This window comes from Mesorhizobium sp. P3_A2 (assembly GCF_056403115.1).
Genome location: NZ_JBFUGC010000018.1, coordinates 15,603 through 31,364, shown reverse-complemented (window position 1 = coordinate 31,364; position 15,762 = coordinate 15,603). Strand labels below are relative to the sequence as shown.

Sequence of the window (15,762 nt, the reverse complement as noted above, 5' to 3'; positions counted from 1 at the left end):
TCTGCATGGACGCGATGTCTGGACACTCGGCTACCAGCACCGAGGAAACGCTTGACCCCTCGGACTGGGCCGATGTGCAGGTCCTGTCGCATCGGATCGTTGATGATGCCGTCGCCTATTTGCGCGATGTCAGGCAACGGCCGGTGTGGCAGGAGATGCCTGGAGATGTGAGGGACTTCTTCACTGCGTCCCTGCCACAATCGCCAACGCTGCTTGCCGACATCTACGGCGATGTCGTGGGCAAGGTGATGCCCTATCCGATGGGCAACATCCATCCACGCTTCTGGTCCTGGTATATGGGGTCGAGCAACTTTACGGGCGCGCTCGGCGATTTCCTGGCGGCCATCCAGGGCTCCAATCTCGGCGGCGGCAACCATGCCGCCGCCCTGATGGACGGCCAAGTCGTCGACTGGTGCAAGCAGATGATGGGCATGCCGGCTTCGGCCAGCGGCACGCTGGTCAGCGGCGGCTCGATGGCCAACATCATCGGGCTCACCGTGGCGCGCAACACCAAGGCCGGCATCGACGTGCGCGAGCACGGCGTTGCTGCAATCGAGAAGCCGTTGCGCTTCTATGGTTCGGACCAGATTCACTCCTGCCACCGCAAAGGCATGGAGGCGCTCGGCCTCGGCAACAGGGCGCTGCGCCGGATCGCCTGCGACGCCAGCCTGCGCATCGACATCGCGGCTTTGCGGGCGGCGATTGCTGAGGATCGCGCGGCCGGGTTCAAGCCGGCTTGCATCATCGGCAATGCCGGCACCGTCAACACCGGCGCCATCGACGATCTGCAGGCGCTTGCCAAGCTGGCGCACGAGGAAGACATGTGGTTCCACGTCGACGGCTGCATCGGCGCGCTGATTGCGATTGCGCCTGAGAATGCGCATCGCGTCGCTGGCATCGAATGGGCCGATTCCATCGCGCTTGATCCGCACAAATGGCTGCATGCACCGTTCGAGGCGGGCTGCGCGCTGGTCAGGGATGCCTCGGCGCATCGCAAGACCTTCGCGGTGACGCCGGAATATCTGGAATCGACACCGCGCGGCATCGCTTCCGGGCAATGGCTGAATGATTACGGCCTGCAAACGTCACGCGGCTTCAAGGCGCTCAAAGTGTGGATGGCGCTGCGGGAACATGGCGTCGAAAAATTCGGCCGCCTGATCGACCAGAACATTGCACAAGGGCATTATCTCGCGAATCTGATCGAGGCCGAACCGGCGCTTGAACTGACAGCTCCGACCAGCATCAACATCGTCTGCTTCCGCTACGGCGCGGAAGGGCTCGACAGCGAGCGCGCGAAGGCGCTCAACACCGAGATCATGCTGCGGCTGCAGGAAGAGGGCATCGCCGCCATTTCCGATACGACTGTGCAAGGCCGGCATTGCCTCAGGGTGGCGATCAACAACCACCGGACCCGGCGTGAAGACCTCGACCTTCTGGTTGCCGAAACGGTCCGCCTGGGCAACGAGATCGCGGCAGTCTGATTTGGTGAGGCAGGCGCCGCCGTATTGCCGGCAGCTGTGTGGCGGCGGTTGAGATCGCCGCTACCTCATCCTTCCGTAGCCGGAAAGGTTACGCCGGGAAGGTAGAATGTGATCGGGCGGATTTCGTAGACTGCCGAAGGGTTCACGCGCCTCAGGTCACGCGCCGCAGCGATGGCTTCATCCTGGGTGGCGCAGTCGAGCACATACAGACCCAGCAATTGCTCCTTGGTCTCGGCAAACGGGCCGTCGATGACGATACCATCTCCGGGACCGCGCAGCGTGACGGCGTCGGCGGTCGCGCCCAGCCTTGCCGCCGGCCCAAGCTTGCCCTCGCGGGTCAGCCTGGCATTGACCTCGAGCAGGTCGTGCATCAGCGCCGCATCCTGCTGCGGGGTCAGGGACTGGATGGTCTGTTCGACGTGATAGGCCAGGATGGCGTAAAACATGCGGCGATCTCCTCCTGTTCGAGCGGCAGCACTATTGCAAGGTAGGGCGGCCCGATCCAGCCCGGCGCTCATCGAGACGGTAGCCTGCTGCCTTATGCTGCCAGCGGCAGGCTGAGTTCCGTCAGCAGGCCGCCGCCGGGATGGTTGGACAGATGGACCTCGCCGCCGGCGGCGCGCGCGATGTTGCGGGCGATGGTCAGGCCGAGGCCAAGGCCGCCGGTCTGGCGGTTGCGCGACTGCTCCAGCCGCACGAAGGAACCGAACACCTGGTCGAGTTGCGCCTGAGGTATGCCCGGTCCCTCGTCGCGGATGACCAGCGTGATCGTGCCGTCCGACTGGCGCAGGCTGAGATGGGCCTTCTTGCCGTAGGTCACGGCATTCTGGACCAGATTGTTGACGCAGCGCTTCAACGCCACCGGCCGCGCCATGCAGATCATGCCTCGCGGCCTGGCGCCATCATGGTCGAAGGAGACGTGCTCGAAGCCGTCGGCGATCGATTCCACCAGCGACCAGAAATCGATCCGCTCGCTCCTTTCCTCGGTGACTTCGAACGTGGCGAAGTCGATGACGGAGCTGGCGATGCTCTCGATATCGGCGAGGTCGTGGGCCAGCGCCTCGCGCGCCGTCGATTTGCGTAAGAGTTCAAGGCGCAGCCGCATGCGGGTCAGCGGCGTGCGCAGATCGTGTGCGAGCGCAGCGGCCAAATGTTCGCGGTCCTCGACATAGTCGCGCAGCCGGACCTGCATGGCGTTGACCGCCTTCGCCGCGGCGCGGATCTCGCGGCTGCCGGTCTCGGCGATCGGCGGGCTCTTCAGATCCGTGCCGATCCGGTTGACTGCCGTTTCCATCATCCGGTAGGGCGCCGTCAGCCGGCGCAACGACCAGATCGACATAATCACCACCAGGGCCGCGATCAGCGAATAGAGCGGCAGGCTCTCGAAGCTGAGGATCGGTCCCACCGGCGTGTTGGGCTCGGTGAAGTTCAGCCATTGGCCGTCGGCGAAGCGGACCGATGCCGTCAGCTTGTCGCTCTGGGCGAAGCTCGCCGCCAGTCCCAGGAGGTCGCGCTCCACCGCACCGACATCCTTGGTGAGCACAACGCCGCCAGGTGTATTGGCTGCCTGCGATGCCGGATCGCGCCGGACGCGTGCGTCGGTGATGCCGAATTTCGACAGCCGTCCGACCAGTATGTCCTCGAGCTCGGCCAGTTCGTCGTCGCCGGCGATCGACGAGGTGACCGCGGGCGTGTCCGAAACGGTCAGCGCATAGGTGGCGTTGAACAAGCCGGACGCCGTCAGCTTGCGCTGCTCGGGGGTGTCGTCATGCATCAGCTGCACCAGCGAATAGGCGCGGTCGTTGAGCCGATAGAGATCGACCTCGTCATTGGCGACGGCACGGTCGCGCGAGACGATGTAGAGCGTCGCGACCTGGCTGATCAGCAGGCCGGCAATGACGATGAGCAAAACCCAGACCGGCAGGGTTTGCGGCAGCAGGCGTCTCATTCGGAGGTGGTCTCGGGCAGGAACTGGTAGCCGCCGCTGCGCACCGTCAGGATCAGTTTCGGCGTCTTGGGGTCGTCTTCCATCTTGCGCCGGAGGCGGCTGACCAGAATGTCGATGCTGCGGTCGAAGGAATAGTCGCTGTCGCCGCCGGAAAGCTCGATGAGCTGGTCTCGGGTGAGCACGCGCTGTGCGCTCTTGACGAAGGTCTGCAGCAGGTTGAACTCCGCCATGGTCAGCTCGACCCTGACGTCGCCCGGCGCCATCAGCCGACGGCGCGAACAGTCCATCGTCCAGCCGGCGAAATGGTAGATTTGCTTGGTGCTGGCGCGCTTCGGCTCGGCAGCGCCATTGCGCCTCAGCACGGCGCGGATGCGGGCCAGAAGCTCGCGCGGATCGAAGGGTTTGGGCACATAATCGTCGGCGCCCATTTCGAGGCCGACGACGCGGTCGGTGGTCTCGGTGACCGCGGTCAGCATGATGATCGGTGTCGAATAGCTGGCGCGCAGGTCGCGGCAAAGCTCCAGCCCGCTCTTTCCCGGCAGCATCACATCGAGAACGATCAGGTCGACCTGCGTGCGGCGCAGTATGTCTTCCATTTCGATGCCGTCGGCGGCAACCGTGGTGCGCAGGCCGCGCTTCTGGAAGAATTCCTGAAGCAGGTCGCGAATGCCCTTGTCGTCGTCGACGATCAGAATGTGCGCATCGGATTTCACGGCGATCCTGTCATTGTTGGCGGGCCAGTCGGGTGGCCGCCGCTTGAGTCTGCTTTGGCGACGTCACCCACACGATAGAATTCTGGCCACATGTTGGCCAGCGGCGATGATCGCCCGGCAGCGGCTGTTGCCAGAAACAATCCAGAAACAAAATTCTATAGTTCGGAAAAACTTCCGAAAAAAATCAAGGGCATAAAGGGTGCCGTGGCGGTCAGGTCATCGGCTGCGACGCTAGTCTCCGGAGTAACGGACATTACCAATGCACAGGTTCACGATCAGCTTGATGGGTGCGCTGCTCAGCATTTCGCTCCTCACGGCCGCGGTCGCAGCCTCCAGCGCAAAGGTGACGCCGATCACAAGGAGCGAGCGCTGCATCGATCTCAATCGCCAGGTAGACGAAGCCCTCGAAACCCATGCCGCGGCAACGCAGGTCACCGCGGCGAAAGCACTGCAAAGAAAGGGAAACCGGTTCTGCGCCAACAAGAAACAGGCACAGGGTATCCGGATGCTCGCGAACGCTTTGAAGCTGCTTGGAGTGACACCGATCGACCCGGTTCAGTGACACTCAAACCGACCCGCACAAAAAAAAGGAAATGAAGCCATGAAAAAGTCCATCCTCTCCGCCACCGGTCTCGCCGTCTCTCTCGCTTTCGCGATGCCGGCTCTGGGCAATGCCGCTGCCACCACGACCGCTGCTCCGGCTGCTTCGACGACCGCTCCGGCGACCACGACCGCCAAGCCCCCGGTGAAGAAGGTCGTCGCCAAGAAGCCCGTCAAGAAGCACAAGAAGGCCAAGAAGGTCGTCAAGAAGGACGCTCCGAAGGCCTGATCCAGACCAACCCTGTAGGGTTGTCTGTAACAAGGCCGCTCCAGCACCCCCCGGCTGGAGCGGCCTTGTCGCATGAGCTGATATGATTATCCATTGATGGGTGCCGGCCACCCAGGACTTTAACCCGTTTGCAATGCCGGTCCGGTAGGACAGCCAGCATGAAGAAGCGGCTTTCATACATTCTGCGCTCGATGGCCATTGGCGGCCTTGTGGCCTCGGCTGTGGTCAGGGTGCTGATCCAGTTTACCGCGAGCCCGGTGCCCGATCCGGTGAGCGGGCGCACCGAGCCGTCGCTGTTCGCGCCGGCGATCTCCAGCAACTGGCAATACATAACGCCATGGCAGAGCCTGCTGCTTGCTGTGCTCACCGGCGGCGCGCTGGCCTGCTTTGTCGGCTGGCTTGCTGTCGCCTGGATGGAGCGCAAGGCGGCCGGATCCAGGCCGGATGAGGCATCTGCCACACGGCAATTCCAGGCGCGTCGCATCATCGACCGCCAGGGCCGTTGAACCGCGGCAGACAGTTCCTAAATTTGTGAACGGCAGCACTCCCGGGAAGCCGGTTTCGCGCGCCAATCAAATGGACGACCGCTTTCCCCCATGACAAAGTGAGAGCGACCCTCGCGCAATGCCGGTTTCCGATGCCTGAGATTGTCTCCAAACCCCGCACCAAGACCAAGCCGCAGACCGAGCGGCCGAAACTCTACAAGGTCATCCTCGTCAATGACGATTTCACGCCGCGCGAATTCGTGGTGACGGTGTTGAAGGGCGAGTTCAAGCTCAGCGAAGAGCAGGCGCGCCGGGTGATGATCACCGCCCACCAGCGCGGCGTCTGCGTCGTCGCCGTGTTCACCAGGGATGTCGCCGAGACCAAAGCAACGCGGGCCACCGATGCCGGCAAGGCCAAGGGCTATCCGCTGCTGTTTACGACAGAGCCGGAGGAGTGAGCGGCTGGTTCGCCGCAGGCGAATTCATCGTGCCAGTGGCACGATGAAAGGCCGCGAACGCTGGGAGTTGCCGAAGGCAACGGGGCCCCGGCAGGCACCGTTTGCCGTGGAGCGCCGACAGCCATGGCGCGACGGCTGGTTTGTGTTTAAGCATTTGAAGCGGAGGGCAGAACATCGGTTCGTGGCGGTGTGGGCGGCGGCCCTTCGCAGGCTCAGGGCGTTCGAACCTCGAAAAGCCAAGCAGTTGGCTTTTCGTCCGCTGCGCGGACCGCTTCTCACCCCCTCATCCGCCCTCCGGGCACCTTCTCCCCGTGAACGGGGGAGAAGGAATGGAGCGCCGCTACCGTCCCTCTCTGTACCACATGGCGCCCATGGCCAGCAGCAGCAGGCCGAGGCCGAGGAAGCCGCCGAACAGGGGCACGCGCGAGACGGCTTTGAGCACGCTGTCGTCGGTGGTGCGCAGGCCGATCCAGTCGGCACCCGAGGCCGCGCCCGAGGCGCGGACCGGAACGATGGAGGGCAGGGCGACACTACCGGTGAGCTGGCCAAGGGTCGACGACGCGGCCAGCCGGCGCACGCTGCCGCCGGTGGCTTCGGCCGGCGCCTTCAGCCGGTTCTCGGTGGAGATAACGTCGGAGAATTCCGGCGCGTTGACCGGGCCGACATGGGCAAGTGCCGTCAGGTCGCCATTGCCGATCTGGTAGAGGCCGATCTCCTTGGTCTCGATGCTGCCGAGGAACACGCCGGGCTCGGATTTCTCGAGCTTAACGATCAGCGCCTTGCCCGACGGGGTGATCACCTGGGCCGGGCCGGGGTCGTCGCTCATCGTCTGGCGGCGGATTTCCAGCACCATGCCGCGGCCGTCGGCGGTCAGGCGCTCTTCCTCGAGCTCGGGCTCCTTCATCAGCCAGTGGGCGATGCGACGGTAGAGCTGGACATGCGGGCCGCCGCCCTCGAAGCCGCGCGCCCACAGCCAGCCCTGATCGGACAGGAGCATGCCGACGCGGCCTTCGCCCTTGTGGTCGAGCAAAAGCAGGGGACGGTTGTCGGCGCCTTTCATCACCACTTCGCCTTCGGGATTCTGCACGCCGATGGTGCGGAACCAGCGGCTCCAGTGCGGCGGCTCGCTCGCCGAACCGTCGAGGCCGCGCGTCACCGGATGGCGCTGGCCGAGATCGGTGAGGCGCGGATAGAAGGCCTTGTCGATGACTTCGCCGGTCGGCATCGCCGGCAGCGACGACATCAGCGGTGTGCGGGCAATCGAGGCGTCGCCGGCATATTCCGGCCCGGCTGCGATCAACAGTGCGCCACCCTTTTCGACATATTCGGAGATGTAGTCGTAATAGAGGATCGGCAGCACGTCGCGGTGCTGGTAGCGGTCGAAGATGATGAGATCGAAATCCTTGATCTTCTCGACGAACAGCTCGCGGGTGGGGAAGGCGATCAGCGACAATTCGTTGATCGGCGTGCCGTCCTGCTTTTCCGGCGGCCGTAAAATGGTGAAGTGAACGAGATCGACCGAAGCGTCGGATTTCAACAGGTTGCGCCAGGTGCGCTCGCCGGCATGCGGCTCGCCGGAGACCAGCAGCACGCGCAGGTTTTCGCGGATGCCGTCGATCAGCGCGATGGCGCGGTTGTTGGCGTCGGTCAGTTCGCCCGGCTCGCGGTCGATGGAGAGTTCGACAATGTTGCGGCCGGCGCCCGGAATGGTCACCTGCAGCGGCATGGGCTGGCCAATGGTGGCCTCTTCGACCGCGACCTGCTCGCCATTGACCGAGACGCGGACATCGACCGGGCCGGTTTCGCCATCGGTGGCGATGACGCGGTAGGTCATGTCGAGCGGCTTACCGACGAGACCGAAGCGCGGCGCGTTCTCGAAGCGGATGCGGCGGTCCTTTTCGTGCTCATTGCCGGTGATCAGCGCATGCAGCGGGGCGTTGAAGTCGGGGGCGGCCGGCGGCGCGTCATGCACCTCGCCATCGGTGATCATGATGGCGCCGCCGATGCGCGATGGCGGCACGTCGCGGAAAGCGCCTTCGAGGGCTGCGAAAAGCTTGGTTTCGGTGCGCTCTTCGGCGGCTTCGGACTTGCCGGCCTCGACGACGCGCACGTCGAACTGCTTGAAGCGGGCAAGGCGCTGCTGCAACCCTGCCAGCGCTTCGTCTGTCTGTTTGGTCCGGTCGCCTATGTCCTGGCTCTGGCTGCGGTCGACGATGACGGCAACGACGCTTTTCAACGCCTCGCGCTCCTCGTCGAGGAAGACCGGGTTGAGCAAGGCGGCGCCGAGCGCAATCAGCGCTGCGAAACGGAAGATCGCGCCGCGCTGGCGAAACCACAGGCCGACTGCCGCCAGCAACAGCAAGGGCACCAGCACCAAAGCCAGCAACGGCCAGGACAGCAGCGGTTCGAAGGAGATCGACCAGTTCATCTCACTGCCCCAGCCGTTCGAGCAGGATGGGCACGTGCACCTGGTCGGATTTGTAGTTGCCGGTCAGCATGTACATCATGATGTTGACGCCGGCGCGCAGCGCATAGATGCGCTGCATCGGATCAGACGGCACGGTCGGCAAAAGCGGGTCGCCATTCTCGTCGACCGCCCAGGCGCCGGCAAAATCATTGGCGGTGATCAGGATCGGCGAGACGCCGTCGCCGACGCGCACGGGCCGGTTCTCGGCGTTGCTGGCATCGAGCGAGGCTTCGACCCAGAGCGGGCTGCCGGCGAAGCGGCCTGGAAATTCGGGCAGGATGAAGAAGGATTTGGTCAGCACATGGTCAGCAGGCACCGGCTCGAGCGGCGGCACGTTGAGATTGCCGAGGATGTCGCGCAGCCGCTCCGTCGCCGGGCTCGCCGAATCCGCGCCGATGCCGTTGGCAAACTGGTCGCGGGTGTCGAACAGCACCGTGCCACCCTGCTGCATATAGGCGTCGATGCGGGCGATCGCGGCCTCGCTCGGCATCGGGGCGGAGGGGTCGATCGGCCAATAGATCAGCGGATAGAAGGACAGTTCGTCCTTCGAAATGTCGACGCCCGCCGGCGCGCCCGGCTCAAGCGCGGTCTTTTCGATCAGGAAGCGGGTCAGGCCTTCGAGCCCGGCGCGGCTGATCGAATCGTCACCCGGCACGCCGGTCAACACATAGGCGATGCGGGTCTTGGCAATGTCCTCGATGGCAGCGGCGTCGCCCGGTTTGGCATCGTCGGCGCGGGCGAGGTCGGCATGGCCAAACAGCATGCCGAAGCCGAGCAGCAGCGCAGCCGTCGTCGCCGCAGCCGTGCGGGCGCGGCGCGGCCGGCGTGACAACAGCCCGCCCATCCAAAACACCGCCAACGTGTCGAGCAGCATCAGCACAAGTGCTGCGGTCACCAGCGGACCCTTGAGGTCGCGCGATTCATCGAAAGCATACTGGATATTGGTCACCGGTACCGTGAATTGCGGCCGCACCAGCGGCGCGAAGACAGTGGCCGGATCGAGCAGATTGTGGGCGAAGACGCCGGTTTCGGAGCCATAGAGGCCGGGCGGGTTCTCAAACGTCACCGGCAGCGGGCCGGCGACGGGTACCAGCGGCCGCGCGTCCGGCGTCGGCGGCACCAGCGTGCCGTCGGCCGCGATCATGCGATAAGGAGCCAGCGAGGTGGCGGCGGCTTCGGCGTTGGCGACCGCGGCGCCCTGGTTGCGCGACAGCTGCACGATACGCCGCAGCATTTCGACGAAGCTTCCGGAGATCGGCAGGGTCGACCATGTCGCTTCCGGGGTGACATGGAACAGGACGCGCGTGCCCTTGCCCTTTTTCAGCCCGGTCACCAGCGGTGTGCCGTCGGCCAGCGTTGCCCAGGTGCGCTCGACGATATCGGGTGTCGGCTCGGCCAGGACCTGCCGGCTCACCGTGACTTCGGCCGGCGGCGCGAGGTCGGCAAAGGGGCCGTTCTTCGGGAATTCGGTCACCGGCTGCGGCGTCGTCCATGACAGGGAGCCGCCGAGCGAGCGTTCGCCGGTGCGCAGCCTGACCGGCAGAAGATCGTCGTCATTACCTGCGGCGGCCAGCCGCGACCCGGCGAAGCGCACCAACGTGCCGCCATTGTCGACCCAGTCGACCAGCCGCTGATGGACCTGTGGCGGAATGGTGCCGATATCGGCCATGACGATCATCGCCGGCTTCTGGTCGAGGAGCTGCGGGATGGCATCGGCAAGGTCGGCGCTCGACGGTTCGACCAGATCGGCGAAGGGCTGCAGCGCGCGCCTGATGTAGTAGAGCGGCGACAGAAGCGGCTGCGCCTGGTCGGCCTCGGCCTGCGACAACAATCCGACGCGGCGGCGCTTCGAACTTTCATCGAGCACGCGCACCGCACCTGCCTGGCGCTCGCCATCAAGGGCGATCGAGGCGAAGTCGTTGCGCAACTCGAACGGCACCGCCATCGTGCCGGTGGCGGTGGTCTCGCCGGGTGCGAAAGTCAGCGTCGCATCGGCGATGCGCCGGCCCTTGTCATCAAAGGCGCCGGCGGTGACCTGCGCCGGCGCTGGATCGCCGGGCGCGCGAATGGCGGTCAGTGCGAAGCCGTCGACCTGGTTCTCGGCGCCGGTGAGGCCGGTCAGCGCCAGCCGGTCGGAACTGGCCCAGACAACACGGGCGGCATTTTTCGACAGCAGCGTGTTGAAGGCGGCCTCGTCGCCTTTTGCGGCAAGGCCGTCGGCCAGAACCGCAACGCTGGCGCCGGGCAAGGTCTCCAGCACGCCGGCAACACGGGCATAGACGGCAGGACGGTCGGTCGGGATCGGCCGCGGTTTTGCCGCGCGCAGCCGGTCGAGAGCGGTTGCGGCGTCGAAGGGGCCGATCTCGGCATTCGGTTTTTCCGCTGTGAAGGCGATGACGACGGGCACGCCGTTCGAGCCGGCGTCGGCGATCAGCCGCTGCGCGGTGGCGACGCGCTTGCCCCAGTCGGCGGCACTTGCCCAGTCATTGTCGATGACCAGTGCCAGGGCAGCGCCCTCAGCCGGCAGTTTTTCGCGCGGGTTGAAGACGGGTTCGGCCAGTGCGGCGACGACAAGGGCTGCCATCAGCAGCCGAAGCAGCGTCAGCCACCACGGGCTCTGCTGCGGCGTCTCCTCGCGCTTCAGCACGCGTGCCAGGATCTTCAGCGGCGGGAACACCTCGGTCTGCGGCTTGGGCGGCGTCAGCCTGAGCAGCCACCAGATCACCGGCAGCGCCAGCAAGCCCCACAACACCATGGGAGCACCAAAGGAGAGCGGCAGCCAGCTCATGCGCTGGCCCTTCCGGCGAACGCGCCATCGGCGGTCATCGCCATATGGATGCGCACCAGTGCCTCGGAGGCGAGGCGATCGGTGTGGTTGACCGTGTAGCTCCAGCCGAGGCGCTTGCACCAGCCGGCCAGCTCCTGGCGGCGGGCGGTGTAGAGCAGGCGATATTCATCGCCGAGCATTTCCGCGCGACCGGCGGTCAGCTTGTCGCCGGTCTCGGGATCGGTGAATTCGGTGCGGCCGGCGTAAGGGAAGGTCTCCTCGGCCGGATCGGCGACCTCGATCAGATGCGCACGCACGCCATGGCGGGCCAGCACGTCGAGCCAGGCCATGGTCTCCTCGACCGGATCGAGGAAATCGCTGACGATGACGATGTCGCAGAAGCGGCGGATGTTGGACAGGTCAGGCTTTGCCGGCGGATCGGCGGCGTGCATCAACTGCGCTGCGATGCGCTCGGCGCCGTTGCGGGCGGTGAAAGGATCGGTCAGACCGGGCCAGGCGATGCGCTCGCCGCTGCGCGACAACAGTTCGGCCATGGCCAGCGCCAGCACCAGCGCGCGCGATTCCTTGGACACGCTGGCGCCGGTCGATTTGTAGAGCATCGAAGGCGAGGGGTCGGCCCACAGCCATACTGTATGCGCGGCCTCCCATTCGCGGTCGCGCACATAGGTATGATCGTCGCGGGCCGAACGGCGCCAGTCGATGCGCGAGGAATCGCCTTCGACATAGGGGCGGAACTGCCAGAAATTCTCGCCGATTCCGCGCTTGCGGCGGCCATGCCAGCCGGCAATCACGGTGTTGACGATGCGGCGCGCTTCCACCAGCAGGTCCGGCACCAGCGAAGCCCGCAACCGGCCCCTGGCGAGCGCGTCGCGCGTCGCTGCCGGTGTCTGGACTTCGCCGATACGCGCCATCAGATGCCTTTGGCCAGTTTCGCCACCACGTCACGCACGGTCGTGCCCTCGGCGCGGGCGGCAAAGGTCAGCGCCATGCGATGCTGCAGGACAGGCTCAGCCAGTGCACGGATGTCGTCGACCGACGGCGCCAGCCTTCCGTCATAAAGCGCGCGAGCGCGGGCGCAGAGCGTCAGCGCCTGGCTGGCGCGCGGGCCAGGACCCCAGGCGACGTGCTTGTCGGTCTCGGCATTGCCCTGGCCGGGGCGCGCCGAACGCACCAGCTTGAGGATGGCGTCGACGACGCTTTCCGGCACCGGCATACGGCGGATCAGCGTCTGGATTTCCTTCAACCGCACAGGCTGCAGGACGTTCTGCGCCTTTGCATCCTCGATGCCGGTGGTTTCCAAGAGGATGCGGCGCTCGGCCTCGATTTCGGGGTAGAGGATGTCGACCTGCATCAGGAAGCGGTCGAGCTGCGCCTCGGGCAGCGGATAGGTGCCTTCCTGCTCCAGCGGGTTCTGCGTCGCCAGCACATGGAAGGGCGCCGGCAGGTCGTGTCGGACGCCGGCGATGGTGACGTGGTATTCCTGCATCGCCTGCAGCAGTGCCGACTGGGTGCGCGGCGAGGCGCGGTTGATTTCGTCGGCCATCAGCAATTGCGCGAAGATCGGCCCGGAGATGAAGCGGAAGGAGCGCTTGCCGGCCTCGTCCTGCTCCATCACTTCGGAGCCGAGAATGTCCGACGGCATCAGGTCGGGGGTGAACTGGATGCGGCGCGAATCGAGGCCGAGCACGACGCCGAGCGTTTCGACCAGCTTGGTCTTGGCAAGGCCTGGAACGCCGACCAGCAGCGCATGGCCGCCGGCAAGCAGCGCCACCAGCGTGCGTTCGACCACCGCTTCCTGGCCGAAGATGACGCGGCCGACGCCGTCGCGGACCCTCGAAATATCGGCCAGCGCCGCCTCCGCCTGGGCGATCATGTCCTTTTCACTGATCGGGCTTTCCTTGACCATAACGCTCATGCCGCATCGATCCTTGTGCTGGAAGTACCGGCTTGCACTGTAGCAGTGCCGCAGAGTGCCGCGATTCGGCCTCGCCTGGCGCCTGCATTTCAACTTAAATCACAGACTTAGGCTGACAAGCGGAACAACAGTGACTATTTCGTGACCATGACGGAACGCTCCGAACATCGCGAACAAAGCCTTACCGGTGCCACAGAGGCGCGGGGCCTCGAGGCGCTGATCTCGCGCGCCACCCGCGCCGGCAAGGGCGCGGCACCGGTAGAGCGCTGGAATCCGGACTTTTGCGGCGATCTCGACATGGAGATCAAACAGGATGGCACCTGGTTTTATCTGGGCACGCCGATCGGCCGCATGCCGCTGGTGCAGCTGTTTTCCACCGTGCTGCGCAAGGACGAGGATGGCAGGACCTATCTGGTGACGCCGGTGGAACGGGTCGGCATCCGCGTCGTCGATGCGCCGTTCATTGCCGTCGAAATGAACGTTTCCGGCGCCGGCGCCGGGCAGACCATTACCTTCCGCACCAATGTCGGCGATGTCGTCGAGGCCGGGCCCGGCCATCCCCTGCGCTTCGTCGACGAGGACGAGACCGGCGGGCTGAAACCCTATGTGCTGGTGCGTGGGCGGCTGGAGGCGCTGGTGACGCGGCCGGTGATGTACGAACTGGTCGAGCATGGCGAGGAAATCGACATCGGCGGCAGGATAATGTTTGCCGTGCGCTCGAAGGGCGAGGTCTATCCGATCATGCCGGCGGAAAAACTGAAGCGGCTCGGCATGTGATGGACCAGGTGACGCCAGTAGCGTTTTCCACAGCGGATTTTCGGGCGCGTGTCGCGGCGCAAGCTGAAGCCCATGCCGGCGACGACTATGGCGACCATCGCTTCAACCCCGGCCATCCCCGGCTGACGCAGCTGAAAGCGCTGCGCGATGCCGCGGTGCTGATCCCTGTCGTCGACCACGGACGCGATGCGACCGTGCTCTTGACCAAGCGGGCGGAAAAGCTGCGCAGCCATTCCGGGCAAGTGGCTTTCCCCGGCGGAACCATCGATCCGACCGATCCGACGCCGGAATCAGCGGCGCTGCGCGAGACCTTCGAGGAGATCGGGCTTGGCCACGACCGCATCGAGATCATCGGCCGCATGCCCGATTATGTCGCTGGCAGCGGCTATCGCATCGCCCCGGTGCTGGCGATCGTGCGACCTGGTTTTGCGCTTTCGCTCAATGCCGATGAGGTCGATGCCGCCTTTGAAGTGCCGCTCTCGTTCCTGATGGATCCGGCCAACCACACCAGGGACAGCCGCATGTGGAACGACCTCGAATGGTTCTTCTACGAGATGCCCTATGGCGGCCAGCGCATCTGGGGCGTCACCGCCGGCATCATCCGCACGCTCTATGAAAGGCTCTATGCTTGAGTGATCCGATATCGCTGGCGGGCAAGGCTGAATGGCTCGGTGAAAAACATCTGCAGCGGCTGCTTGCCGTGCTGGCGAAAGGCGGTGAAGAAGCCCGTATCGCCGGCGGCGCGGTGCGCAATGCGCTGATCGGTCAGCTGGTGGCAGACATCGATATCGCCACGACCTGCCTGCCTGAGGAAACCATCCGCCGCGCCGAAGCGGCGGGCTTCAAGGCGGTGCCGACCGGCATCGAACACGGCACGATCACGGTGATCGCCGGTGGCACGCCCTATGAAATCACCACGCTGCGCGCAGACATCGAGACCGACGGCCGCCGCGCCAAAGTGACGTTCGGCCGCGACTGGAAGGCCGATGCCGAACGGCGCGATTTCACCATCAACGCACTGTATGCCGAGGCCGACGGCACGGTCATCGACCTGGTCGGCGGTATCGGCGATATCGAGGCTCGCAAGCTGCGCTTCATCGGCGATGCCGAGCAGCGCATCCGCGAGGATTATCTGCGCATCTTGCGCTTCTTCCGCTTCTTCGCCTGGTATGGCGACGGCCGGCCCGATGCCGAGGGGTTGAAGGCCTGCGCCAGGCTCAAGGACGGGCTCGAAAAACTCTCGGCGGAGCGCATCTGGTCCGAGCTGAAAAAGCTTCTGTCGGCCCCGGACCCATCGCGCGCGCTGTTATGGATGCGCCAGGCCGGTGTGCTGACCGGCGCCCTGCCGGAGAGTGAGAAATGGGGCATCGATGCCATTCACGGGCTGACAAAGAGCGAGAAAGATCTGGGCTGGGCGCCGGATCCGCTGCTCAGGCTGGAGGCCATTGTGCCGCCCGATGCGGCGCGGATGACGGTATTGGCGGAGCGGCTGAAACTGTCCACCAATGAAGCGGAGCGCCTGCGACACTGGGCGCTGACGGGTGCCATCGAACCGAAGACGAGTGAAGCGGAGCTGGCAAAGCTGCTTTATGCAGGCCATCGCCAGGGCTTTGTCGATCGCTTTCGGCTGTCGCTCGCCTCGGCGCGGTCGCGCGCCGTCGAGGACAATGACGCGCTTGTCCAGGCCGGCGGTTTTTCGCGCCTGCTGGCCTTTGCGTTGAAATGGGAAAAGCCGGTATTTCCGGTCAAGGGTGCCGATCTGACCGCGCTTGGCGCGTCGCCGGGACCGAAACTCGGCGCAATCCTGAAAAACCTCGAAAAGGAATGGATCGGCTCCGGCTTTACGCTCGATCGCGACGCGCTGCTGGAGCGCGCCGCGGAGGCGTTAAGGGCCAGTTGAA

At 65.1% G+C, this 15,762-nt stretch carries 15 protein-coding genes; 8 read left to right on the top strand and 7 right to left on the bottom strand.

Features of this window, described 5'->3' with window-relative positions:
- Nucleotides 1-5 precede the first annotated feature (5 nt).
- Nucleotides 6-1,481: a pyridoxal phosphate-dependent decarboxylase family protein gene (locus AC1DXM_RS29315; RefSeq protein ID WP_477238654.1), complete on the top strand. Its 1,476-nt coding sequence runs from the start codon at nucleotides 6-8 to the stop codon at nucleotides 1,479-1,481.
- Nucleotides 1,482-1,546: 65 nt separating this feature from the next.
- On the opposite strand, the gene AC1DXM_RS29310 is transcribed toward AC1DXM_RS29315, so the two are convergent.
- The 3 genes from AC1DXM_RS29310 to AC1DXM_RS29300 form a co-directional block, all read right to left on the bottom strand.
- Nucleotides 1,547-1,927 carry a YciI family protein gene (locus AC1DXM_RS29310; RefSeq protein ID WP_477238652.1) on the bottom strand — a complete coding sequence of 127 codons (381 nt, stop codon included), beginning with the start codon at nucleotides 1,925-1,927 and terminating at the stop codon, nucleotides 1,547-1,549.
- A gap of 92 nt (nucleotides 1,928-2,019) precedes the next feature.
- Nucleotides 2,020-3,429 (bottom strand): ATP-binding protein, encoded by a 1,410-nt coding sequence (locus AC1DXM_RS29305; protein ID WP_477238650.1) that lies wholly within the window; start codon nucleotides 3,427-3,429, stop codon nucleotides 2,020-2,022.
- The gene (locus tag AC1DXM_RS29300; RefSeq protein WP_112561185.1) at nucleotides 3,426-4,142 is read right to left on the bottom strand and encodes a response regulator; all 717 of its coding nucleotides are present in this window, start codon (nucleotides 4,140-4,142) and stop codon (nucleotides 3,426-3,428) included. The genes AC1DXM_RS29305 and AC1DXM_RS29300 overlap by 4 nt, the downstream gene beginning before the upstream one ends.
- A gap of 259 nt (nucleotides 4,143-4,401) precedes the next feature.
- Here AC1DXM_RS29300 and AC1DXM_RS29295 point away from each other — a divergent pair, with 259 nt between their 5' ends.
- The 4 genes from AC1DXM_RS29295 (at nucleotide 4,402) to clpS (ending at nucleotide 5,914) form a co-directional block, all read left to right on the top strand.
- A complete protein-coding gene (locus tag AC1DXM_RS29295; RefSeq protein ID WP_477238648.1) occupies nucleotides 4,402-4,704 on the top strand; it encodes a hypothetical protein in 303 nt (100 codons plus the stop codon).
- Between the two features lie 39 nt (nucleotides 4,705-4,743).
- Entirely contained in the window at nucleotides 4,744-4,971 is a 228-nt protein-coding gene (locus tag AC1DXM_RS29290; protein WP_477238646.1) for a hypothetical protein, read from the top strand.
- A 158-nt stretch (nucleotides 4,972-5,129) separates the two neighbouring features.
- Nucleotides 5,130-5,477: a hypothetical protein gene (locus AC1DXM_RS29285; protein ID WP_477238644.1), complete on the top strand. Its 348-nt coding sequence runs from the start codon at nucleotides 5,130-5,132 to the stop codon at nucleotides 5,475-5,477.
- A gap of 131 nt (nucleotides 5,478-5,608) precedes the next feature.
- Nucleotides 5,609-5,914 (top strand): ATP-dependent Clp protease adapter ClpS, encoded by a 306-nt coding sequence (gene clpS / locus AC1DXM_RS29280; RefSeq protein ID WP_477238642.1) that lies wholly within the window; start codon nucleotides 5,609-5,611, stop codon nucleotides 5,912-5,914.
- Nucleotides 5,915-6,254: 340 nt separating this feature from the next.
- On the opposite strand, the gene AC1DXM_RS29275 is transcribed toward clpS, so the two are convergent.
- From AC1DXM_RS29275 to AC1DXM_RS29260, 4 genes are read right to left on the bottom strand one after another with little or no spacing between them, the layout of a single operon-like run.
- A complete protein-coding gene (locus tag AC1DXM_RS29275; RefSeq protein WP_477238640.1) occupies nucleotides 6,255-8,342 on the bottom strand; it encodes a hypothetical protein in 2,088 nt (695 codons plus the stop codon).
- Between the two features lies 1 nt (nucleotide 8,343).
- Entirely contained in the window at nucleotides 8,344-11,169 is a 2,826-nt protein-coding gene (locus tag AC1DXM_RS29270; RefSeq protein ID WP_477238638.1) for a DUF4159 domain-containing protein, read from the bottom strand.
- The gene (locus AC1DXM_RS29265) at nucleotides 11,166-12,080 is read right to left on the bottom strand and encodes a DUF58 domain-containing protein (protein WP_477238636.1); all 915 of its coding nucleotides are present in this window, start codon (nucleotides 12,078-12,080) and stop codon (nucleotides 11,166-11,168) included. The genes AC1DXM_RS29270 and AC1DXM_RS29265 overlap by 4 nt, the downstream gene beginning before the upstream one ends.
- Nucleotides 12,080-13,084, bottom strand: coding sequence for an AAA family ATPase (locus tag AC1DXM_RS29260; protein ID WP_477238634.1), 1,005 nt, complete (start codon nucleotides 13,082-13,084; stop codon nucleotides 12,080-12,082). The genes AC1DXM_RS29265 and AC1DXM_RS29260 overlap by 1 nt, the downstream gene beginning before the upstream one ends.
- Nucleotides 13,085-13,231: 147 nt before the next feature.
- On the opposite strand from AC1DXM_RS29260, the gene AC1DXM_RS29255 reads away from it, so the two are divergent.
- The 3 genes from AC1DXM_RS29255 to AC1DXM_RS29245 are packed head-to-tail and all read left to right on the top strand — an operon-like array spanning nucleotide 13,232 to nucleotide 15,761.
- A complete protein-coding gene (locus tag AC1DXM_RS29255) occupies nucleotides 13,232-13,861 on the top strand; it encodes a DUF1285 domain-containing protein (protein ID WP_477238776.1) in 630 nt (209 codons plus the stop codon).
- Complete coding sequence (locus tag AC1DXM_RS29250; RefSeq protein WP_477238632.1) at nucleotides 13,861-14,493, top strand: CoA pyrophosphatase; 633 nt, start codon at nucleotides 13,861-13,863, stop codon at nucleotides 14,491-14,493. The genes AC1DXM_RS29255 and AC1DXM_RS29250 overlap by 1 nt, the downstream gene beginning before the upstream one ends.
- Complete coding sequence (locus AC1DXM_RS29245) at nucleotides 14,490-15,761, top strand: CCA tRNA nucleotidyltransferase (protein WP_477238630.1); 1,272 nt, start codon at nucleotides 14,490-14,492, stop codon at nucleotides 15,759-15,761. The genes AC1DXM_RS29250 and AC1DXM_RS29245 overlap by 4 nt, the downstream gene beginning before the upstream one ends.
- Nucleotide 15,762: the final 1 nt, after the last annotated feature.

Excerpts from the sequence above, each read along its gene's own strand:
- AC1DXM_RS29255 (WP_477238776.1), top strand. The coding sequence starts at position 13,232 with ATGACGGAACGCTCCGAACATCGCGAACAAAGCCTTACCGGTGCCACA.
- AC1DXM_RS29285 (WP_477238644.1), top strand. The coding sequence starts at position 5,130 with ATGAAGAAGCGGCTTTCATACATTCTGCGCTCGATGGCCATTGGCGGC.
- AC1DXM_RS29310 (WP_477238652.1), bottom strand. The coding sequence starts at position 1,927 with ATGTTTTACGCCATCCTGGCCTATCACGTCGAACAGACCATCCAGTCC.
- AC1DXM_RS29260 (WP_477238634.1), bottom strand. The coding sequence starts at position 13,084 with ATGAGCGTTATGGTCAAGGAAAGCCCGATCAGTGAAAAGGACATGATC.
- AC1DXM_RS29270 (WP_477238638.1), bottom strand. The coding sequence starts at position 11,169 with ATGAGCTGGCTGCCGCTCTCCTTTGGTGCTCCCATGGTGTTGTGGGGC.
- AC1DXM_RS29295 (WP_477238648.1), top strand. The coding sequence starts at position 4,402 with ATGCACAGGTTCACGATCAGCTTGATGGGTGCGCTGCTCAGCATTTCG.
- AC1DXM_RS29275 (WP_477238640.1), bottom strand. The coding sequence starts at position 8,342 with ATGAACTGGTCGATCTCCTTCGAACCGCTGCTGTCCTGGCCGTTGCTG.
- AC1DXM_RS29315 (WP_477238654.1), top strand. The coding sequence starts at position 6 with ATGGACGCGATGTCTGGACACTCGGCTACCAGCACCGAGGAAACGCTT.
- AC1DXM_RS29305 (WP_477238650.1), bottom strand. The coding sequence starts at position 3,429 with ATGAGACGCCTGCTGCCGCAAACCCTGCCGGTCTGGGTTTTGCTCATC.
- AC1DXM_RS29265 (WP_477238636.1), bottom strand. The coding sequence starts at position 12,080 with ATGGCGCGTATCGGCGAAGTCCAGACACCGGCAGCGACGCGCGACGCG.
- AC1DXM_RS29250 (WP_477238632.1), top strand. The coding sequence starts at position 13,861 with ATGGACCAGGTGACGCCAGTAGCGTTTTCCACAGCGGATTTTCGGGCG.
- clpS (WP_477238642.1), top strand. The coding sequence starts at position 5,609 with ATGCCTGAGATTGTCTCCAAACCCCGCACCAAGACCAAGCCGCAGACC.
- AC1DXM_RS29290 (WP_477238646.1), top strand. The coding sequence starts at position 4,744 with ATGAAAAAGTCCATCCTCTCCGCCACCGGTCTCGCCGTCTCTCTCGCT.